Raw genomic sequence first — 21044 nt, forward strand, 5'->3', positions numbered from 1 at the left:
AACACCTAAAAAAACAACTTAGCCTGTTGAAAAACGCACCGTCGCGTCTCTTGAAACTTCCCCCCGATTTCGAAACTGGAATTGTTTTTTATCCACTGAAAACTGTAACTTGTGAACAGAAAATGTGGATGAACCTCCTTAAAAACGCCTCTCCCGCACGACTCTCATGCCCGAACTGATCCAGCAGGCTCCGACCGGTAACCTTCAAGCAACCCACTCCCAAAGCGGTTCATTTGCCGAAAAGGTCTGGAACGCCTGTCTTGAACTTATTCAGGAGAACATCAACAGCCTGGCCTTCAAGACCTGGTTTCTGCCGATCCGCCCCTTGTCGTTTTCGGGAAGCGAGCTGACCATCGAGGTACCGAGCCAGTTTTTCTATGAGTGGATCGAAGAGAACTACTCGGTGCACGTCAAGCAGGCGTTGCGACAGGTCATCGGACCGGAAGCGAAGCTGATGTACTCGATTGTCATGGACAAGTCGCAAGGCCAGCCCGTGACCATCGAACTGCCCCACCAGAATGCTCACGCACCGACAGAATCTGATACCAAACCCGAGCGAGCCCAAGAGCCTGTTTCCGCGGAACGCGAGCGTTTCGAGCGGAACAGGACAAAATTCGAGAGCAATCTCAACCCGAAATACACCTTTTCGACCCTGATCAGGGGCGATTGCAACTCCCTGGCGTTCGCTGCCGCCAAGTCCATCGCCCAGAATCCCGGCCAGAACGCTTTCAACCCGCTGGTCATTTACGGCGGCGTAGGGTTGGGGAAAACTCACATGATGCAGGCAATCGGCAACTCCGTGCTGGAAAACCGGATCAGCGGAGCGGTGCTGTACGTGTCGAGCGAAAAGTTCGCCATCGACTTCGTCAATGCAATCCAGAACGGCAACATTCAGGAGTTTTCGGCTTTCTACCGGAACATCGACGTGCTGATTATCGACGATATCCAGTTCTTTGCCGGCAAAGAGAAGACCCAGGAGGAGATCTTCCACATCTTCAACACCCTGCATCAGGCCAACAAGCAGATCATTCTGTCGGCTGACCGGCCGATCAAGGAGATCAAGGGGATCGAAGACCGCCTCATTTCGCGCTTCAACTGGGGGCTTTCGACCGACATCCAGGCGCCCGATTACGAAACCCGCAAGGCGATCATCCAGAGCAAGCTCAAGCAGAACGGCGTCAATCTCGATCCGGCGGTGATCGAATTCATTGCGACCAACGTCACCAACAACGTCCGCGAGCTCGAAGGGTGCATCGTCAAGCTGCTCGCCGCCCATTCGCTCGACAATCAGGAGATAGACCTCCAGTTCACCAAATCGACGCTCAAGGATATCATCCGCTACAACACCAAGCAGCTTACCCTTGAAACCATCGAAAAAGCGGTCTGCTCCTTCTTCTCGATCACACCGAACGACCTGAAAGGCAAGTCGAAGAAAAAAGAGATCGCCGTCGGGCGGCAGATCGCCATGTACCTCTCAAAGGATATGACCGACTCTTCGCTCAAAACGATCGGCCTGCATTTCGGCGGACGCGACCACTCAACGGTCATTCACGCACTGAACACCATCGAGAAAAAAATCACCTCCTCGAACGAAGAGCGGAAAAAAATCGAAGAGCTGAAGAAGAGAATCGAAATCATGTCGATGTAACGAGCGGATATGTGTACAACCTGTTTATATCCTGTTGGCGGATTCTTGATGAACGCGCACTTGTCAACATCTGACTGAATGAGCGAAAATGCACCAACAAAGCGCCAACACGAACACCGGCAGGAAATACACATACTATCCACACCGAACAGTACCTGAAAGAGAAAGTTAAAACACTCTATTAAAAGAAGATAAAAGCAGTCTTCGTGGATCAGTCAAGAATTCCACACGCTCAACAACAACAACAATCTTTTTATTTAAATAAAGAAATAAGAGTTGTAAGAAATGAAATTCAACACGACAATCAAACGCCTGCAGGAAGCGGTGAGTAAAGTCATCCTTGCTGTGCCTACCAAATCACTCGATGCCCGGTTCGATAACATCAACATGACCCTGGAGAACGGGACACTGACGATGTTTGCCACCGATGGAGAGCTTTCGATTACCGCCAAGTGTGATGTGGCCTCCAGCGACAAGGGAACCATCGCCATCAGGGCAAGAACCTTGCAGGATTTTCTGCGCAGCATGTACGATACCGAAGTCACCTTCGAAATCGAGCGCCAGTCGATCGGAGATCTTGGCACGGTTCATATCGCTACCGACAAGGGCCGGTATCGTATTCCCTGCACCTTCATCTCGAAACCTGAAAGTCTCGAACGGAATTTCGACCTCACCATCGGACTTCAACCTTCCGAATTGCAGGATATCATCCAGAAAACCCTGTTTGCCTGCAGCGTCGATGGCATGCGCCCGGCCATGATGGGGGTGCTGTTTGAATTCGAGGGAACGGTCATTACCGCTGTTGCAACCGATGGCCATCGTCTGGTCCGGTGCCGCAAGCAAACCACAAACGAAATTGCCGAAAAGCAGAAAATCGTAGTCCCTGCACGGGTTCTTTCCATTATCCAGCGTCTTTTGCAGAACGATGAGGTCAGCATGACCGTCGATGAAGAGCGCCGGAATGTGAAGTTTAAATCGGAAAATGTCGAGCTTGAATCGGCTTTGATTGTCGAGCCATATCCCAATTATGAAGCGGTTATTCCGGTTGAAAACGAGAAAAAACTGGTGGTTGATCGCGGTTTGATTCACGATTCGGTCAAAAGGGTTGGCCGTTTCTCAAGTATCGGTGATCTGAAGATCAGCGCCGAAGGAGAGCTCATGAAGGTCATGGCCGAAAATGCCAGCGAGGGTGAATCCGCACAGGAAGAGCTGCCGTGTACGTTCACCGGTGAAGAGATCACGATCGGTTTTAATGCAAAGTTTGTCGAAGCCGCCCTGTCCCATATCGAAACCGAGCAGGTCTCCATGGAAATGAGCAGCCCGACAACGGCCGTGTTGTTCAAACCGAAATACGAGGAGCGCCAGGACGATCTGATCATTCTGGTGATGCCGGTCAGAATCAACAATTGACGGAACAGGAGAGGCTTGCGACTCGACTCCATCAGTATCGCCAATTTCAGGAATCACACGCTTCTTGAATTCGAGCCAGGCCACTCCGTTACCAATATTTATGGCAGAAATGGTTCGGGAAAAACCTCGATTCTTGAGGCGATCCATTACTGCGCTCTGACAAGAGGCTTTTCTGGAAATAACGATCGGGAGTATCTCAAGTTCGGGGAGGAGCTGTTTACCATCCGCTCCTCATTTACGAGTGGTCAGGGAATTGCTACCAAAGTTTCGGTCGCCTATTCACCGAAGAGGGAGAAGAGAATCCTGGTTAATGAACAGGAGCTTCAAACCTTTTCCAGCCATATCGGAACCATTCCGTGCGTGACCTTTACGCCACGTGAGATGGTAATCATCAACGGCGCACCGGCGGAGCGTCGTCGATTCATCGATACGGCAATCTGTCAGTATGATCGGAAGTACTTATCCGATTTATTGCTGTATCGGCGTATTTTACAGCAACGTAATGCCCTGCTTTCTTCGGAGCAGGATCCGCGTTTTATTGATTCAGCTCTCGATGTTCTAACCGATCAACTCGTTGCTACAGCAACGGAAATTGTTCTGGTCAGAAAGCGATTTATCGAGCATTTTACTTCCATGCTTGGTGATGTCTATCAATGGATCCCCGAAGGAGCTGAGCCATCAATTTTATATCAAAGTTCTCTTGGCCATCACGAAAATCTGTATGAAAAAGATAAAATACAGCAGGTTTTCAGAGAGCGTTTTGAAACGTTAAAGCAGCAGGAGTTACAACGAAGACAAACGCTTGCTGGACCACATCGAGACGATTTGCAATTCTATCTCAATAAAAGAGAAATACGAAAATATGCCTCTCAGGGGCAACAGCGTGCATTTCTTGTCGCTATGAAAATGACCCTGCAAGGCTATCTTTATGAAGCATCGGGCGAGATACCGATTACCCTTCTTGACGATCTGTTCAGTGAGCTTGATGAGGTGGTTTCCGGTACCATGGTCGAGACGCTTGCAACCAAAGGACAGGTGATTATCACCTCAACGGGGAAAAAAGAGGGGAAGGGGATAAGTTGTTTTTCTGTTGATGATTACAAGAGTAGTGAGGAGCCTTGATCATGAGTAAAGCAAAACCACCGAGAGAACTTGGCGGGATCATGGCCGATGTTTGCCGCAAGATCGGCATGACGGAAGCCTATGATGAATACAAGACACTTCACGCTTGGGAAAACGTGGTCGGAGAAACTATTGCGAAGGTGACATCAGTAGAGAAAATGAAGGATGGAAATCTCTATGTGAAGGTAAAGAGCCCTTCGTGGAGAATGGAACTCAACTTCAGAAAAAGAGATATAACGACACGACTCAATAAAGCTGTTGGATATGAAATGATACGAACGATTATCTTTAAATAAGATAAAATAGTAATCTTGAGACAGAATTGAATAAAAGAATTATCAGAAAAGAACAACCCGGAATACTGATCATTACTAGATAGTATTCCGGGTTGTTTTTTTACCTTCTATGCTATAAAAAAAGAACTATTTAATATTGCATGTAAGGTTGTACATCTCGATCATCCTTTCCGCGAAAGCTTTTCCAAACTCTCGGCATTGCTCGAATTCCGGTTCGTGAGGCTGGAATTTGATCCTGAGGTTCTGATCAAAAACCTTCAGTTTCAGGTTTGCCAGATTGCCTTCGATGATATTGACCCCTTCACCGCTCCACCCATAAGAGCCAAATGCCGCCGCCAGTTTGCCACGGTCTCGTAACGGATTAAGAACAGCGAAGATACTGTAGATCTGATGAACAATATTCTGGTTGATGGTTGGTGAACCGATGATGATGCCCATCGAATGCGCAATCTTCTCCTCGAGTTTCTCTGTCGACATGTTTTCGATATCACAAACATCAACGTTGAAATCGCAAGCCATCTTCAGGCCATCAGCAATCTTGTGTGCCAGCACAGAGGTGTTTTCATAAGCAGAGACATAGGCGATGAGAATGCTCTTCTCATTTGGCATGGCAATGGCGCTTTTAGCGTATCGCTCCGAAAGATCGACATATTTCTTCCAGTCCGAGCGCAGGATCGGTCCATGGCCGGGGCAGATGACTTTAATATCGAGCGGGCGTATTTTTTCGATCGCCTGAATCATGTACTTGCTGAACGGCCTCAGAATTGCGTCAAAATAGTACTTGAATGAGTCGTCGAAGTCGCCGCACAGGTCATCATACATCGCTTCGTTGCAGTAATGGCAGCCAAACGAGTCGCAGGTAAAGAGCACGCCGTCCTCTTCAAGCCATGAGTAGATCGTGTCGGGCCAGTGCAGGTTCGAAGCGCCGATGAAGTGAATGGTTTTGTTACCTAAGTCGAGCGTGTCACCATTCTTGACAACGATGTGCTTGAAATCGTGTCCGGTCTGGTCACGCAGGAACTTGATAGCGTTGCCGCTGCCGACCACGGTTGCATTTGGGGCGACGGAAAGCAGATTGTGCACGTTTCCGGAGTGATCGGGCTCGGTGTGATCGACGATGATATACTCGATCTCCTCGGGATCGACCACCTGCTTCAGCTTTTCGAGGTAGGTCGGCCAGAACTTCACCTTGGTGGTTTCAACAACCGTCTTTTTCTCTGCATTGATGAAGTAAGAGTTATAGGTCGTACCGTATTTGGTCTCCATGACGATATCGAAGGTGATCAGACCCGGATCCAGAACGCCAATCCAGGACACATCGTCGGTAATTGGAAGAATTTTATTATCGGTCATAATTTATTTTTGTTTATGTTGTGAAAAGCCTGAATTTTAATGCTTTATGAGGATAAAAAGTTTAAAAAATAATTTTTAAAAGGGTGAATCCTCACGATACAGATCACCGGTTTCATGATGTCGAATCTCTTTTACCACTTCGATTCCTTCAGGAGAAAACGCAAAAAGTGTATCTGCTGAAAAGATTGAGCTGAAATCCTGAGGCTTGAAGAATGGGAGGAATTTCTGAGCGTATTCATCGAGCCTTTTCAGATAAAAACCGGTGTTCTCGTCTGGTTGTTCCTTGTTCCACTCTTCGGCGAGTCGCCCGTTATCAACGAATGATGCCGGATTGCCGGTTCCGGCAACATAATAGGTGATTCGATCACCTTTCGCAATTTCCAACCCTTGGCGAAGCGCAATCTCGTAGGTGATCGATTTGGAGCGCTTGCCGGCCCGTACATCGGTGGCATACTGATCGAGCGTGGTTTTCATCGATTCTGTTCTGGAAAAATCGCTGATATGAAGTCGATGATCCATCAGATCGTTGCGATACTTGACGTAGAGGTCGTGAAGGCCTTGAATATCATCATTGAGCAGCAGGATAAATCCCTCTCTTACGAAGTCCCGGCCGAATTTCTCACCGCTTCTGCTCACGAATGCCGATCCTTTCAGCTTCAGTTTTTCGTTGTAATCGAGAAGGACGTAGTTCTTCTTCATGTAGGAAATCATTTTCTTGAAGCGGCCGTCAAAACCGATTCTTATTCCCTGCGGCATGGTGGATGAGACTTCACTGACCAGCTGCCGCTCCTCCTCTTCGGTAACCACGTCGGGTGGGGGCACGAGAAAGATGCCATCGGTATCGACTTCGATCACTTTGGCGCCACGTGATTCGAACTCGCGGATCATTTTTTTAGCGATCTCTTGTCCTTTGGTTGTGACGCGGTCAGCTTCCTCAAAATCGTTGAACATGCCGCTGCCGAAGCCGAGATAGCCGTACATGGCATTGATGATGATCTTGAAGGAGGATTGCATGGCATCGAAATTGTACGACAGCGAGGTGTTGCCGCGTTCCTTTTCCTCTTCAGCGCGCTTTTTTGCTGCAAAGCGCAACTCTTTCAGATCCTTCAGGATAGTTGGAAAGGCTTTGAGCGAATCGGATTTTGGGCACACATCGAAGGTGAGCATGATCGAGGGATAGAGCGATTCGACGTCTGCATAAACGATTGGCCCGAGAATGCCTTTGACAAACACTTCGGTAAAGCCGCCAGTCTGCTGCTGCCCGATCGATGGACGAGGGATGGAAACTTTGCGCTTCAGATACTCCCGGATTATGAGGGCCTCGATCTTTGCTGCCGGTCCGAGCCTCGCTGTATTGGCGTAGCTGTATGGCACCATACTGGTCATGCTGAAGTTGCTGCCGGAAAGCAGCGCCGCCAGTTCACGGGTTTCTCGCACATCGTCGAGCGCGTAGGCCAGAAGGGTTTCGGGATTGTCGTCCCAGGTGCTGGCGATGTCTTTGTAGTCGACATAGGTACGGTTGGGCGAGGCGAAACCGAAGAATTTGGCGACCGCTTTCAAACCGTAGCTCGGAAGCGTGCGTTTCGAGGTATCGTAATTCTGGGCAAGGAAGTAGGTGTCGATTACATGCCTTCCGGGAATGTCGCAGAACTGGAAATCGGCCGATCGCTCGGCAAAGCGGATCGTCGCAGGATAGGAGCGCGGCACCAGGCCGTTGCGGCCGATAGCGAATCGCACACCGTTCAGTTCACAGCGGCGCTGAAGGTAGGGGAGATCGAATCCGAAGATGTTGTGCCCCTCGATCACATCCGGATCTTTCTGACGGATGATGTGTACGAGCTCTTCGAGTAAATCCTTTTCAGCTCTGCCTTTAGAATGAATGACATGCTCCCAGGAACGGTTGTCGCTGAGCGAGACGATGATGATCGGGTCTTCGCCGATACCTTTTCCTTTTCGCTTCTTGTCGGGCTGATAGTAGGTCTCGATATCGAGCTGCAGGCGATGAAGGTCGTCAAACAGCATTCCCTTGAACAACGTTTTACCGGTCTGGAGCAGGTATTGCGTGATCGCGTCACCTCTGCTGTACGTCAGGTGGCTGTTCTGCCCGGAAGTGTTTTGGTAATCATTTTCAGACGCGCCGTCCGGTAAGCTGCTGTTGACATGGTCAAGCGCCGCGCGATAATTCTTCCAGCTTCTGAAGATGCCAAGATGCCGGTAATAGTTGGCGCCCTCCAGCTGAATCAGCCAATATTTCTCTTTGTTGAATGGCGTGAAGCCATCCAGAAGCTCTCCGTCGGAAAGAAAAAAGAACGGAAAGAATGGATCGTCACGCTGAACGACGCCATCAGGCGTTCGGAAAAACAGGCGAATCTGCGAGTCGTTGAGCTGATAACAGCCCACGATGTTCTCTTCAGGGTCTTTTCCGAAAAGCAGATCGTTACCGTGTGAGAAATCGACAAGATGATTCATGAGGACTGCGAGAGCATGCGTATTGAGAAAAATGTTTCACGTGAAACATGGTTATCGGCCGAGCCTGATCATGAGGATGGACACGTCCGAAGGGGAGACGCCAAGAATCCTTGAGGCCTGCCCAATCGTTGACGGGCGATGTTTTATAAGTTTTTCCCGTCCTTCGTTTGATAGCGAGTTCAGCGATTCGTACTTGAAATTGTCGGGAATGTGCAAGGCATCGAGGCGCGCAATTCTTTCAGCAACAAGCTTTTCACGCTTGATGTACCCTTCATACTTGATTTCGATCTGAACCTGCTCAGCAACACGAACGTCTTCGCACGTCTCTCCGATTGCGGCTTGAACAGCGGCGGAGTGGCGTAACAGATCGGCCAGCTCGATACCGGGTCTTTTCAGGACACTCAACGCACTGGCGGGGGATTTGAGTTCCTGCGCGCCTTTATTTGCAAGAAGTTGGTTGATCTCATCTGGTTTCAGCTTGAGTGATTTTAGACGCTCGATACACTCTCCAGCAAGATCAGTGATCGCTTTTGTTTTTTCAAGCTGATGTTCTGAAACGAGCCCGCATTCATAACCTACCGTGCTGAGGCGAAGATCGGCATTGTCATGGCGCAGAATCAGACGATGTTCAGCCGATGAGGTGAACATGCGGTAGGGCTCGTTGGTCTCCTTGGTGATCAGATCGTCGATCAGCACGCCGATATAGGCCTGATCGCGGCCGAGTACAATCGGCTCTTTGCCAAGAATCTTGCGAACGGCATTGATGCCTGCCATCAGACCTTGCCCGGCGGCCTCTTCGTACCCTGATGTGCCGTTGATCTGGCCTGCAAAGTAGAGGTTCTCGACGGGCCGGGTTTCCATGGTTGATCTGATTTGCCAGGGATGGAAGTAATCGTACTCGATTGCGTAGCCAGGTCGAATCATTTTAGCCTCTTCCAGCCCTGGAATGGAGCGAAGCCCGGCAAGCTGGATGTCTTCTGGGAGTGAGGTGGAAAAGCCGTTTACGTACATTTCGATGGTATCGGCTCCCTCCGGTTCGAGGAAGATATGCTGGCTCAGCTTCTCCGGAAAGCGATAGATCTTGTCTTCGATCGATGGGCAATAGCGCGGCCCGACGCCTTGCACCTTGCCGGTAAAGAGCGGAGAGCGGTCGAAGCCGGAGCGGAGAATCTCGTGCGTCTTTTCGGTCGTTTTGGTGAGGTGGCAGCACACAAGGTTTCTGTGCGCAACGCTTTCCGTTGAGAATGAAAACGCGACCGGATCGTCGTCCCCGGGCTGTTCCGTGACCAGGTCGTAGTTCACACTTCTTGAGTCGATGCGAGGCGGGGTGCCGGTTTTCAGCCTTCCGAATGAAAAGCCAAGGGCCGCTAGCGACTCGGTAAGCCCGGTCACAGGTGGTTCAGCGACGCTACGGCCTCCTGGATAGTGATCCATACCGATGTGGATCAACCCATTCAGAAAGGTGCCGCAGGCAAGGATTGCCGCCTTTGCCTTGATCGCTCTGCCTGACATGACCGTGACAGATTTGAACGTCCCTTTTGGCGCAGAGACTCCGATGACCGTGTCCTGCAGAATATCGATATTTGGTTCATGTTCGATGACCGAGCGCATGTAAAGGCTGTACAGTGTCTTGTCTGCCTGAGCGCGTGGCGAATGCAGGGCTGCGCCTTTGCTGCGGTTAAGCAGGCGGAACTGGATGCCAGTGGCGTCAATGGCTTTGGCCATTTCGCCACCGAGCGCATCGATTTCGCGGGTCATCTGCCCCTTGGCAACGCCTCCGATGGCCGGATTACACGACATGCGCGCAACGGCAGAGAGATCAGAGGTGATGAGAAGGCACTCAAGCCCGCTTCGAGCAACAGCCAGCGCAGCTTCACAGCCGGCGTGGCCAGCGCCGACAACTATAACATCGTACATGAATGAGAAATTGTTTCACGTGAAACATTGCTGCTTCACTAAAGGATTTCATGGTCTCCGGTATCGCTATCGATCATTCGACAGGAGACACATAATAGCTAAAAATGGTGGAAGAGGCCAGCGGTGATCTTGCGTACTCTGGCGGAAATGGGGGGGCGCTATGATAGTGCGGCTCTGAATAACGTTTTCTTGAATTGAACTCAGAAGTGCATGGCCGGAGGGGCATGACGGCGCTCTGTCAGAAAGTTGAATGCTGTCTTCTTGCTCTTATGGGGAAGTAACGTCTTGCTGTTCGTGTTACTGCTTTTGAGGTTCTCAGCCGCATTATTCCCAACTTGGAAGTGAGCATTAGCAGGCATTGCCCTTATTAAGGGTTCGTGGCGAGCCAGGCTTCGAGTTTTTCCTTTATTTCATTTCTGGCTTTTCTGAAGGCGGCAAGCTTTTCCTTATCACTTCCTGTCGCTTCTGCAGGATCATCAACGGGCCAGTAAAGGCGATTGTTTTGATTGGCAAGTCCTGGCCAGACCCGCGGGCAGCTGTCGTTGGCTTTACTGCAGACGATGATAAGATAATTGATGAAGATTTGCCCAAGATAGAGTGATAGGTCTTTAGGGCACTGCGTAGAAATGTCGATACCGATCTCGTTCATGGCCTCAATCGCGTAAGGATTGATGGTTGACGCTGGTTCTGTCCCTGCGCTCATGACCTTAAAACGATCCCCTGCCAAGTGGCGAAGGAAGGCTTCAGCCATCTGGCTTCGAGCTGAATTTCCCGAGCAGAGTATCAGTACCTTCAGTTTTCTTGTATCCATGATGACGAGGTTTTGTGGGGGCGCAATGCTTAAATGACGAAGATAGCTTTTGCCTTTATTCTTCAGAATTGAGTTTTTTATGTTGTAACATTTTTGCTTGAGGTTTTTTGTCCGCTCTTCTCGGGTTGTTTGGGTTTCTGGCCGCTCGCACACTTTGTCGCGGGATTGTGAGGGGCGTCCTGTTACCTTTCATCGCTTTTGGGCGTCGTTTTTTGCTCTGTGTGGCTTCAGCCGGGTTGTGTTGGCGCAGAATGCGCGCGTGTTCCCGATGCTAGCTTTTTCCTGAATTTGTTTTTTCTGCCGTCTGCGTTGGCGATCATGTGAAATTTTGCTTGTTCAATTATTTCTTTTCTTGTATATTAACAATTGTTACATATAGTTCTGTTTGTGGTTTGGTGTCAGCAATCAGTCACTTTTTGTGATGGGGCATTTGGGAGCACGGTCAGGCCGTTCTTTCTCTGAAAGTCGGTGACGGCGGAACGGAGCCTTTTTAATCTCCTTTTAAGGCGACATTTCATCAGTTTTCTGGCCTTTTTGAATGTCCCGATTGCTGAATTGACCCAACGAATGCTTGCGCGGCTTGCTTCAAGCGGTGCTCAAATGCTGATCTTTTCTCGCCGAGGTTTTGGCCCGGCGTTATCCTTAGCTTTTTTATCGCTGCTGTTGTTGGCTTGACAAGCTGTATGCTTCAGCTCGTATTTTTTTCTTACGCTATTTCCTATGGAATAGCTGATAAACCCGTCCCTCATTTTTTGCCCATGTAAACACGGAGGATCCATTATGAGGCTTACATCGAAAGGCGTAGTGATTGCGGCGCTTGCCGTATTGCCATTGTTGCCTGCCGGAATGGCGCGGGCTCAGGCTCCTGAGCAGTCAAAGAGCATTCCGCGTGGTGAGATCTTGTCGCTCTCCTGCGCCGGATGTCATGGCACCGATGGTAAAAGCGAAAGCATCATTCCGACGATCTACGGCAGGTCGGCTGAGTACATCGAATCCGCGCTGCTCGATTTCAAGTCTGGCGCTCGCCCGTCTACCGTGATGGGGCGTCATGCCAAAGGGTATTCCGACGAGGAGATTCACCAGATCGCCGAGTACTTTGGATCGCTTTCAACCATGAACAATTAATCCGGGGAGGCAGCTATGAGTATTTCACGACGCGATTTCAATAAACTGCTTCTTTCCGGTGCGGCCGGTTCCATGTTTGGCCTGTTGGGTGCCAGTGGCAAGGCGTTTGCCGGCACGAAACGGGTTGTGGTGGTCGGCGGCGGTTTCGGTGGCGCCTCCACAGCCAAATATCTCCGAAAACTCGATCCTTCGATTTCAGTCACGCTGGTCGAGCCGAAGGCGGCTTTCGTTACCTGCCCCTTCAGCAACTGGGTGCTGGGCGGCTTGAGGACGATGGCCGATATTACCCATAACTTCAATGCGCTTCAAAACACCTACGGCGTTACGGTGATTGCCGACAAGGTTGTGTCGATCAATCCGGGCAAGCACGAAATCATGCTCGGCAGTGGCAAGCGGTTAGGGTATGACCGGCTTGTCGTTTCACCCGGTATCGATTTCAAGTGGGAAGCCATTCCGGGCTACAGTCAGCAAATTGCTGAATCGTCTATGCCGCACGCATGGCAGGCCGGCGCTCAGACTGTTCTTCTCCACAAGCAGCTTCAGGCGATGAAAAACGGCGGCACCGTGCTGCTCTGTCCGCCCGGAAATCCGTTCCGCTGCCCTCCCGGCCCTTACGAGCGCGCAAGCCTTATTGCCCATTACCTGAAACAGCACAAGCCGAAGTCGAAGGTCGTGATCCTCGATGCCAAGGACAAGTTCTCAAAGCAGGGCCTGTTCACGAAGGGCTGGGAGCGGCTCTATCCGGGCATGATCGAGTGGCACGCAGCATCGAGCGGTGGCAAGGTGCTCGGTGTTGATGCCAAGGCAATGACTGTCGAGACCGATTTCGGGCCGGTTAAGGGTGATGTGATCAACGTCATCCCGCCACAGAAGGCCGGAAAACTGGCCTTTGACGCAGGGCTGACCAACGAAAGCGGCTGGTGTCCGGTTGATCCCTCTTCGTTCGAATCCACGATTCATCCCGGCATTCACGTCATCGGCGACTCCTGTATTGCCGGCGCGATGCCCAAGTCCGGATTTGCAGCCAGCAGCCAGGGCAAGGTTGCTGCGGCGGCGATTATCAACCTGCTGAACGGTCACAAGCCGGTGCCTCCATCGCTGGTGAATACCTGCTACAGCCTCATCGGAACGAATTACGGCGTCTCGGTCGCCGCGGTGTATGAGCTGTCCGACAAGGGAATCGTCAGCATTCCGGGTTCCGGAGGTCTCACTCCTGCCGACGCCAGCGACGATCAGCTAGCACAGGAGGCGATGTTCGCTGAAGGGTGGTACACCAATATCAGCAAAGATATCTGGGGGTGACCCGGAAAACATTGAGGCGTGATCGTCACGCTTCGCCGTCACTGCAAATGCCGCGATGACCATCATCATCGCGGCATTTGTTTTGATGGTTTTTCACCCATTGCGCCCTCTTTTCCAACCTCTGTTATGGCCTTGCGTGCTCAATTGTTAATCCAGAGCCGGTTCTTTATATTGGCTTTTCTTTATCAATCGTGCGTAACGGCTTTTTTTCATGAAAAACAACACCTTTAAACTCATCCTGATTGCCGTGGTCGCGCTGGTTTCGGTATGGTCGATCTGGCCTACGTACCGGGATTATGCTCTGACAAAAAAGCTCAACAGCTTTGATTCCCGTGCCGATAGCCTGAAGTTTGCTCTCGACCATCGTCAAGAAATCGAGCAGGCTCACGACAAAAGTCTGAAACTCGGCCTCGATCTGAAGGGCGGTATGCACCTGGTGATGGAGGTTGATATTCTTGATCTGATCGAGCAGAAAGCCTGGAACAAGGATGACAAGTTCAACCGCATTATGGACAACGTTCGCCGACAGGCTGGCGAGTCCAACGACAATGTGGTCAATATTCTGGCTGCCGAGTTCAGAAAGGAGAATATCAAGCTCAGCCGTTACTTCTATGACCTTCGTGACTCGGATCAGGAGGTTATTTCCAAGCTGAATGCCGAGGCGCAGGACGCACTGATTAGGGCCAAGGAGATTATCCGTAACCGTATCGACCAGTACGGTGTGGCCGAGCCGGTGATCCAGACCCAGGGTTCGCGTCGCCTGATTATCGAGCTTTCGGGCGTGACCGATGAGGCTCGCGTGCGCAGACTTCTGATGGGTACGGCAAAGCTTGAGTTCAAGCTGGTCAAAGAGCCGCAGCAACTGCTTCGTGCGGTTGAACGCGCTGGAACGGTGTCGCTGCAGGCGCCGTCAAGGCCTGTGCAGGCAGATTCAGCTCAGGTCTCTGCTGGCGGGGTTGTCGCCAAAAAGCTCTCCGAGGTGATTGGCGTGATGCCGAATGGCCAGGTGTTTACGCCGGCTTATGCCCATGACCTGGTTGCCGCAGCCCTGAAGCGCGATGATGTGAATGCATTGCTTCCGCAGGATACCCAGTTGCTGCTCTCGGCCAAGCCCGAGCAGACGGCAAAGGGCGAGAAGTATTACCTGCTCTATCTGGTTCAGAAAACCCCCGAACTGACCGGCGGCGTGATTACCGAGGCGAAGGCGACTTTCAGTTCGCAGGACTCCCAGCCGGAGGTGCTCATGTCGATGAACGACGAGGGCACGTCGAAATGGGCCCGCATCACTGGCGCCAATATCGGCAAGCAGATTGCCATCGTGCTTGACGGTTCGGTCTATAGCGCACCGGTTGTGCAGTCGCGAATTCCGAGCGGCAATTCGGTGATCAACGGCATCGGCAGTCTTGATGAGGCCAAGGATCTCGAAATCATCCTGAAAGCCGGCTCGTTGCCCGCTCCTGTCCGGATTCTCGAAGAGCGTACCGTCGGTCCATCGCTGGGTTCGGACTACATCCGCGACGGTCTTCTGTCGGTGACCTGGGGTTTCACGGCCGTGGCTCTGTTCATGATCTTCTACTATCACAAGGCCGGCATCGCCGCTGATCTTGCGCTGGTGCTCAATATCCTGATTGTCATTTCGGTGCTTGCCGGATTCAGCGCAGCCCTGACCCTGCCCGGTATCGCCGGTATCGTGCTGACGATGGGTATGGCTGTTGACGCCAACGTGCTGATTTACGAGCGCATCCGGGAGGAGCTTGCCGATGGCAAAAGCCTTCGGATGGCTATCGACACCGGTTACAACAAGGCTTTCTCTTCGATTCTCGACTCTCACGTGACCACGCTTGCGGCGGCCTTCCTGCTGTACGTCTATGGTGTCGGTCCGGTGCAGGGTTTCGCTGTTACCCTGATGATCGGTACGGCGGCAAGTCTCTTTACGGCGATCGTGGTGACCAAGGTGCTCTTCGACCTGTTCTTCGAGAGCAAGCTCATGAATGAAAAAAGTTTCGGATAATTACAATACTCTGCTGAAATGCGGCTTTTTCAGAAATCCAATATCAATTTCATGGGCCATCGCAAGATCGCCTATGTAATCTCAACTGTCCTGCTTGTTGCTGGTCTGGTCTCCCTTTTCGTCAGAGGCCTGAACTACGGTATCGATTTCAAGGGTGGTTCGGAAGTGGTCATCCGCTTCGAAAAACCGGTGGATGTCGCTACGGTGCGTTCTATCATGCGTCAGGCTAACGTGAGCGGTATGGTCAAGCAGTACGGCATGGATCGTTCGCTGTTGCTCAAGACCGATTTTCAGGGCAATACCGCTACCCTCAAATCGCTGATTTCCAACTCGCTGGCTACCAACCTGGCCTCGAATCCTGCCGAAATCCTGAGCATTCAGGCCGTTGGGCCAAGCATCGCTTCCGACATGAAGATGTCGGCCCTCAAGGCGCTGGCGGCCGCACTGATCGGCATTCTGCTCTATGTGAGCATCCGGTTCGAGTTCAAGTTCGCTGTGGCGGGCGTGGTGGCCATTTTCCACGACGTGCTGACCGTACTGGGCCTGTTCAGTCTGCTCGGCGGCCTGTTCGACTATATGCCACTCGAAGTTGACCAGAGCATTATTGCGGCGTTCCTGACTATTGCCGGTTACTCGATCACCGATACGGTCGTGGTCTATGACCGTATCCGCGAGCGCCTGCGCGGCCAGAAGCCTTCGGATTACGAGCGGATTTTCAACGAGAGCCTGAACCAGACGCTCTCAAGAACCGTCATCACCTCGGGCACGACCATGCTCACGGTGTTGGTGCTCTTCTTCTTCGCTGGTCCGGCAATCCGTGGCTTCGCGTTCGCCATGTTCGCTGGCATTCTGATCGGTACCTACTCCTCGATTTTCGTCGCTGCTCCGATTGTGTTCGACTGGCAGCGCCGATCAAAAAATCCCATCAAACTCAAAGGCGCATAATCTCCCCTGCCTTGCTGCCGGAGCCTTTGCAAAAGGCTTCGGCAGCCAACCTTTTTTCTTCCATTCTCAACTCCTTTTCAGCCCTCTTGTCCGTGACAGAGATTCTCTGTATGTTGCAACTCGGATGTCCGGGCGCAAGAGGCTTTTGCTGAACAGGTTGTGGCCCCGCTTGCCGATGTATCGGGATGGAGGAGTGCCGCTTCGGAGCCCCATAGTCCGCTCACCACAAGAAAATTTCGATGTTATGAAAAAAACAGTCTTTGCTTTTTTTGCTGTTCTGATCGTCGCCCTTGCAGGTTTGTCGGATGCGATTGCTTCCAGCGCTCCGGATAAAATCGTGGCCATTGTCGGTCGGGAGATCATTCTCAAATCCCAGATCAACGAACAGGAGCTGATGTACCATCTTCAGTATCGCGAGTCTAAAAACGACCCCGGGCTGCGGCAGAAGATCCTGAAGAATATGATCGATCAGAAGATCCTTTTGACCAAAGCCCGGATCGACAGCATCAGTGTCAATGAGCAGGGTATCGATGAGATGGCGAACGCCAAATACAACGCGCTGCGTTCGCAGTTTCCGTCAGTCAGCGCCATGGAGGAGCGGTTCAGCCTTCCGGTCAACCGGCTCAAGCAGGACATTCGTGACGACATCAGGAATCAGCAGATGGTGGACGCTCTCAGGCGGAAGCACTTTCATGATGTGACGGTCTCCTACGATGAGGTGATGGCTTTCTACGGCAAGGAGCGGAACAACCTGCCAAAGGTGCCTGAAATGGTTTCGGTCTCCCAGCTCATCAGGTATCCGGAGATTGCCGATAGCGAAAAGCAGCGGGCCATGAGCAAAATCCAGGCGATCAGCCAGCAGTTGCAGAATGGCGCTGATTTCGCCACGCTTGCCCGCGAAACCTCCGATGACCCCGGTTCTCGCGAGCTTGGCGGTGACCTGGGCTTTGTCCACAAAGGCGAGCTGGTGCCGAGCTTCGAGGAGGCGGCCTATGCGCTCAAGCCGGGACAGATTTCCGGTGTTGTCGAGAGCCGCTTCGGCTACCACCTGATCCAGCTGATCGACAAGGAGGATCAAAGCATTCATGTTCGGCACATTCTGGCCGCGTTTGATCGCAACAAGACCGATCTGCCCAAAACGGTTCGTATGCTGGAGGCCATCCGTGCCGACATTCTTGCCGGCAAGGCTTCGTTTGCCGAGATGGCTGAAAAGTATTCGGAAGACCCTGCCTCCAAAGGTACTGGCGGTCAGGTCATCTCGAGCGCGACAGGAGAGCCCTTTTTGGTGTTCGATTCACTGCGCCCTGATCTGCAGAAGATTGTCGGCGGGTTGAAGCATGCGGGCGACATAAGCCAGCCTGTGAAGATCGAGCCGGAGCGCGGCCCCTTCTTCTATGCCCTGTTTAGGCTTGACGAAAGGCTTCCCGCGCACCAGTTGTCGCCGGAGCGCGATTTCACCAGACTCGAAGAGATGGCGGCTAACCAGAAGCGTCAGGAGCAGTTCGAGGCCTGGATCGAGAAGCTGAAGAAAGAGGTTGTGGTGCGGGTTATGTCAGACGTCTAAGCGTCTGACATACTTGGCGTTCTGCTCGATGAAGTTGCGGCGGGGTTCGACCTTGTCGCCCATCAGCGTCGAGAAGACCTGGTCGGCCTCCATAGCGTTTTCCACCGTGACCTGGAGCAGTGAACGATGCTCCGGGTCCATCGTGGTGCTCCAGAGCTGTTCCGGGTTCATTTCACCGAGACCTTTGTAGCGCTGGATCGAGACGTTCGCTTTGCCTTTCTGGAGCTTCTTCATCTGCTCGGTAATACTTGCCCGTTCCTCCTCGTCCCATGCATACTGCTGCTCCCGCCCGGCTTTCACCAGATAGAGCGGCGGCTGGGCGATGAACACCTTGCCTGCCTCGATGAGCGAGCGCATGTAGCGGAAGAAAAAAGTCAGGAGCAGCGTGCGGATGTGCGCGCCGTCAACGTCGGCGTCAGTCATGATGATGATCTTGCCGTAGCGCAGCTTTTCAGGCGAAAACTCCTCCTCGCCGATACTGGTGCCGAGCGCGAGAATGATGGTCTTGATCTCCTCGTTTTCGAGCATCTTGTGCAGCCGCGCCTTCTCCACGTTCAGAATTTTACCCTTCAGCGGCAAAATCGCCTGGAAGCTGCGGTCGCGCCCCTGCTTGGCGCTGCCACCTGCCGAGTCGCCCTCGACGATGTACAGCTCGCAGTGGTCGGGATCGTTGATCGAGCAGTCTGCCAGCTTGCCGGGCAGCCCGGAGCTTTCGAGCACAGACTTGCGCCGGGTCAGCTCCTTGGCTTTGCGGGCAGCCTCGCGCGAAATGGCCGCGCCCTTCACCTTCTCGATGATGAGTTTCAGCGTACCGGGGTTGCTTTCGGCGAACTCGGCGAGCTGCTCGTTGACGATGGTCTCGACGATGCTCTGCGTCTCGGAGTTGCCGAGCTTGGTCTTGGTCTGACCCTCGAACTGCGGCTCCGGTACCTTCACCGAAATGACGGCGGTAAGCCCCTCTTTGAAGTCGTCGCCGGTCAGGGTGATCTTGACATTCTTCAGCAGGTCGTTCTTCTGCGCGTAAGCGTTGAGCGTGCGGGTCAGCGCCTTGCGGAAGCCGGTGACGTGCGTGCCGCCCTCGTGCGTGTTGATGTTGTTGACGTAGCTGAAGACGTTCTCCTGATAGGAGTCGTTGTACTGCAAGGCGATTTCGACCATCGTCGATTCACGCTCGCCCGAAAGGAAGATCGGCTCCTTGAGCAGGCTGAGGCGGTTGGCGTCGGTAAAGCGCACGAACTCCCTGAGGCCGCCCTCGAAGTGGAAAGTCTCCTCGAACCCTTCGGCATCCTGCACGATGATGCGCAGGTTGCTGTTCAGGAACGCCAGCTCCCTCATCCGGTCGATGATAATATCCTTGCGGAACTCGGTGATCTTGAAGATGTCCGGATCAGGCTTGAAGGTGACCTTCGTGCCTTTCTGATCGGTGGTTCCGACCTCTTCGACTCCACCCTGCGGCACACCGCGTTTGTAGGTCTGACGGAAGATTTTGCCGTCGCGGTAAACCTCCGCTTCGCACCACTCCGAGAGCGCGTTGACTACCGACGCACCGACGCCATGCAGACCGCCGGAAACTTTGTAGGCGCCCTTGTCGAACTTGCCGCCCGCGCCGATGACCGTCATGACCAGCTCAAGCGCCGATTTTTTCTTGACAGGGTGAATGTCCACCGGAATGCCTCGACCACGATCTGTGACCGTCACCGAGCCGTCGGGGTTCATGGCTACATGGATGTAGTCGTTGAAGCCCGCAAGCGTTTCGTCGATCGAGTTGTCGACGATTTCATAAACCAGGTGGTGCAGCCCGCGGCTGTGAATATCGCCGATGTACATCGCAGGTCTTTTGCGGACATGCTCGATGCCGTCGAGAACCTGAATATTGGTCGCTCCGTAATCGTTTGCAGCGTTCTGCGCGGTCTGGATATCGGTTTCTTGCATGGGATCGTCGTGCGGGATGAATCAGTAAAATGTTTGACTTTAAAGATAATAAAAAACCGCTGATATACTACCTGTCAGCCCTCGTCGGCGACTATGAATGCGGCCTTGAGGTGCTCGATTTCGTACTCCCGGATGGAGCGCTCGTCGAGGCTTCCGGCGAGCACGGCGATGACGTCGAAACGGCAGGTGACCCAAGGGTCGTCGAGGCCTGCCAGATAACCGGTTGCGGCTCGTATGATCTCCTTCTGCTTGCGCGGCGTGACCGATTCTGCAGGGTGCCCTTTGCCGATGGAGGTTCTGGTCTTCACCTCGATGAAACAGAGTACACCGCCATCGAGGGCGATAATGTCGATTTCGTTGCGGTGGAAGCGGTAATTGCGGTCCAAGATTCGATAACCCTGTGCGGCGAGATACTTCGCGGCGATGGTTTCTCCTTCGGCGCCGAGCCATTGTGGTGCGTGCATGGCTAAGGGACTATTTTTCACCCAGTTTCCGTAACTTAAAGCTTTTTCGGTGGATGGCGCATCGCCCGTGCCGAGCGATCGCTTCGACGTGCCGGGCGGTCGGGTAGCCGAAATGCAGGTCGAAGCCATATGCCGGGTATTCTGCAGCGTAGGCGACCATCAGTTCGTCCCGGCGGGTTTTTGCCAGCACCGAAGCCGCGGCGATGGAAAAGACCTTCGAGTCTCCCTTGACGATGGTCTGGTACGGAATTGGCAGCACGGGGCGGAAGCGATTTCCATCAACGAGCAGCAGTTCGGGCGTTGCAGCGAGCGACTCGACCGCCTGGTTCATTGCCAGCATCGTCGCCTGGAGGATGTTGATCCGGTCGATGATCTCGGCGTCCACCACCGCAACCGCCCACGCTTCAGCGCTTTCGCGAATGGCCGGGGCGAGCTCTTCGCGCAGTTCGGCGGTCAGCTTTTTCGAGTCGTCGAGCTTTTCAAGAATGCCTGTCGGTTTGAAATGGCGGGGAAAGGCCACCGCAGCGGCCACGACCGGCCCGGCCAGCGGCCCCCTGCCGGCTTCATCGATGCCGCAGACTCGCGACAGGTTCTCCCAGAGGGGTGTTTCAAATTCAGTTGACAGCATGGCGGCGGTAGCGATTGGCGAAGCTCTTTCCTTCTCAAGGTGCGAAA

Annotated in this window: 17 protein-coding genes; 10 read left to right on the top strand and 7 right to left on the bottom strand. The window is 52.7% G+C overall.

The features are described from left to right. Positions 1–166: 166 nt before the first annotated feature. The 5 genes from dnaA (at position 167) to CPAR_RS00025 (ending at position 4476) form a co-directional block, all read left to right on the top strand. The gene (gene dnaA, locus CPAR_RS00010) at positions 167–1648 is read left to right on the top strand and encodes a chromosomal replication initiator protein DnaA (protein WP_012501265.1); all 1482 of its coding nucleotides are present in this window, start codon (positions 167–169) and stop codon (positions 1646–1648) included. Positions 1649–1854: 206 nt separating this feature from the next. Further along, positions 1855–1980 (top strand): hypothetical protein, encoded by a 126-nt coding sequence (locus CPAR_RS11325; protein ID WP_269478996.1) that lies wholly within the window; start codon positions 1855–1857, stop codon positions 1978–1980. Beyond that, positions 1934–3058, top strand: coding sequence for a DNA polymerase III subunit beta (gene dnaN, locus CPAR_RS00015; RefSeq protein ID WP_012501266.1), 1125 nt, complete (start codon positions 1934–1936; stop codon positions 3056–3058). The genes CPAR_RS11325 and dnaN overlap by 47 nt, the downstream gene beginning before the upstream one ends. A gap of 15 nt (positions 3059–3073) precedes the next feature. Next, positions 3074–4180, top strand: a complete 1107-nt coding sequence (recF, locus tag CPAR_RS00020) for a DNA replication/repair protein RecF (protein ID WP_012501267.1) — start codon at positions 3074–3076, stop codon at positions 4178–4180. Positions 4181–4182: 2 nt separating this feature from the next. After that, positions 4183–4476 carry a DUF721 domain-containing protein gene (locus CPAR_RS00025; RefSeq protein WP_012501268.1) on the top strand — a complete coding sequence of 98 codons (294 nt, stop codon included), beginning with the start codon at positions 4183–4185 and terminating at the stop codon, positions 4474–4476. A 126-nt stretch (positions 4477–4602) separates the two neighbouring features. On the opposite strand, the gene CPAR_RS00030 is transcribed toward CPAR_RS00025, so the two are convergent. The 4 genes from CPAR_RS00030 to CPAR_RS00045 all read right to left on the bottom strand — a co-directional run bounded on the left by CPAR_RS00030 (position 4603) and on the right by CPAR_RS00045 (position 11026). Then, entirely contained in the window at positions 4603–5829 is a 1227-nt protein-coding gene (locus tag CPAR_RS00030; RefSeq protein WP_012501269.1) for an FprA family A-type flavoprotein, read from the bottom strand. Positions 5830–5904: 75 nt separating this feature from the next. Next, positions 5905–8298 carry a DNA polymerase domain-containing protein gene (locus CPAR_RS00035; protein WP_012501270.1) on the bottom strand — a complete coding sequence of 798 codons (2394 nt, stop codon included), beginning with the start codon at positions 8296–8298 and terminating at the stop codon, positions 5905–5907. Between the two features lie 51 nt (positions 8299–8349). After that, complete coding sequence (gene mnmG, locus CPAR_RS00040; protein WP_012501271.1) at positions 8350–10215, bottom strand: tRNA uridine-5-carboxymethylaminomethyl(34) synthesis enzyme MnmG; 1866 nt, start codon at positions 10213–10215, stop codon at positions 8350–8352. A gap of 367 nt (positions 10216–10582) precedes the next feature. Continuing rightward, complete coding sequence (locus CPAR_RS00045) at positions 10583–11026, bottom strand: arsenate reductase ArsC (RefSeq protein ID WP_012501272.1); 444 nt, start codon at positions 11024–11026, stop codon at positions 10583–10585. Between the two features lie 780 nt (positions 11027–11806). On the opposite strand from CPAR_RS00045, the gene CPAR_RS00050 reads away from it, so the two are divergent. From CPAR_RS00050 to CPAR_RS00070, 5 genes are all read left to right on the top strand, one after another. Then, positions 11807–12151: a c-type cytochrome gene (locus tag CPAR_RS00050; protein ID WP_012501273.1), complete on the top strand. Its 345-nt coding sequence runs from the start codon at positions 11807–11809 to the stop codon at positions 12149–12151. 15 nt (positions 12152–12166) lie between these two features. Continuing rightward, positions 12167–13453, top strand: a complete 1287-nt coding sequence (locus tag CPAR_RS00055; protein ID WP_012501274.1) for an NAD(P)/FAD-dependent oxidoreductase — start codon at positions 12167–12169, stop codon at positions 13451–13453. Positions 13454–13664: 211 nt separating this feature from the next. Continuing rightward, the gene (secD, locus tag CPAR_RS00060; RefSeq protein ID WP_012501275.1) at positions 13665–15464 is read left to right on the top strand and encodes a protein translocase subunit SecD; all 1800 of its coding nucleotides are present in this window, start codon (positions 13665–13667) and stop codon (positions 15462–15464) included. 18 nt (positions 15465–15482) lie between these two features. Next, a complete protein-coding gene (gene secF, locus CPAR_RS00065) occupies positions 15483–16409 on the top strand; it encodes a protein translocase subunit SecF (RefSeq protein ID WP_012501276.1) in 927 nt (308 codons plus the stop codon). A 244-nt stretch (positions 16410–16653) separates the two neighbouring features. After that, positions 16654–17973, top strand: a complete 1320-nt coding sequence (locus tag CPAR_RS00070; protein WP_012501277.1) for a peptidylprolyl isomerase — start codon at positions 16654–16656, stop codon at positions 17971–17973. On the opposite strand, the gene gyrB is transcribed toward CPAR_RS00070, so the two are convergent. From gyrB to CPAR_RS00085, 3 genes are all read right to left on the bottom strand, one after another. Then, positions 17962–19905, bottom strand: coding sequence for a DNA topoisomerase (ATP-hydrolyzing) subunit B (gene gyrB / locus CPAR_RS00075; protein WP_012501278.1), 1944 nt, complete (start codon positions 19903–19905; stop codon positions 17962–17964). The two genes, CPAR_RS00070 and gyrB, sit on opposite strands and share 12 nt — an antisense overlap. Before the next feature lie 74 nt (positions 19906–19979). After that, positions 19980–20369: a YraN family protein gene (locus tag CPAR_RS00080; protein WP_012501279.1), complete on the bottom strand. Its 390-nt coding sequence runs from the start codon at positions 20367–20369 to the stop codon at positions 19980–19982. A 10-nt stretch (positions 20370–20379) separates the two neighbouring features. Beyond that, entirely contained in the window at positions 20380–20997 is a 618-nt protein-coding gene (locus CPAR_RS00085) for a ribonuclease HII (RefSeq protein WP_012501280.1), read from the bottom strand. Positions 20998–21044: the final 47 nt, after the last annotated feature.

Source organism: Chlorobaculum parvum NCIB 8327, from assembly GCF_000020505.1.
Classification (GTDB): domain Bacteria; phylum Bacteroidota; class Chlorobiia; order Chlorobiales; family Chlorobiaceae; genus Chlorobaculum; species Chlorobaculum parvum_A.

Bases quoted from the DNA above. Each gene is read 5' to 3' on its own strand.
- CPAR_RS00055 (WP_012501274.1), top strand. From the start codon at position 12,167: ATGAGTATTTCACGACGCGATTTCAATAAACTGCTTCTTTCCGGTGCG.
- CPAR_RS00025 (WP_012501268.1), top strand. From the start codon at position 4,183: ATGAGTAAAGCAAAACCACCGAGAGAACTTGGCGGGATCATGGCCGAT.
- secD (WP_012501275.1), top strand. From the start codon at position 13,665: ATGAAAAACAACACCTTTAAACTCATCCTGATTGCCGTGGTCGCGCTG.
- CPAR_RS00035 (WP_012501270.1), bottom strand. From the start codon at position 8,298: ATGAATCATCTTGTCGATTTCTCACACGGTAACGATCTGCTTTTCGGA.
- gyrB (WP_012501278.1), bottom strand. From the start codon at position 19,905: ATGCAAGAAACCGATATCCAGACCGCGCAGAACGCTGCAAACGATTAC.
- CPAR_RS00050 (WP_012501273.1), top strand. From the start codon at position 11,807: ATGAGGCTTACATCGAAAGGCGTAGTGATTGCGGCGCTTGCCGTATTG.
- CPAR_RS00030 (WP_012501269.1), bottom strand. From the start codon at position 5,829: ATGACCGATAATAAAATTCTTCCAATTACCGACGATGTGTCCTGGATT.
- CPAR_RS00085 (WP_012501280.1), bottom strand. From the start codon at position 20,997: ATGCTGTCAACTGAATTTGAAACACCCCTCTGGGAGAACCTGTCGCGA.
- mnmG (WP_012501271.1), bottom strand. From the start codon at position 10,215: ATGTACGATGTTATAGTTGTCGGCGCTGGCCACGCCGGCTGTGAAGCT.
- secF (WP_012501276.1), top strand. From the start codon at position 15,483: ATGCGGCTTTTTCAGAAATCCAATATCAATTTCATGGGCCATCGCAAG.
- CPAR_RS00070 (WP_012501277.1), top strand. From the start codon at position 16,654: ATGAAAAAAACAGTCTTTGCTTTTTTTGCTGTTCTGATCGTCGCCCTT.
- CPAR_RS00080 (WP_012501279.1), bottom strand. From the start codon at position 20,369: ATGCACGCACCACAATGGCTCGGCGCCGAAGGAGAAACCATCGCCGCG.
- dnaN (WP_012501266.1), top strand. From the start codon at position 1,934: ATGAAATTCAACACGACAATCAAACGCCTGCAGGAAGCGGTGAGTAAA.
- CPAR_RS00045 (WP_012501272.1), bottom strand. From the start codon at position 11,026: ATGGATACAAGAAAACTGAAGGTACTGATACTCTGCTCGGGAAATTCA.
- dnaA (WP_012501265.1), top strand. From the start codon at position 167: ATGCCCGAACTGATCCAGCAGGCTCCGACCGGTAACCTTCAAGCAACC.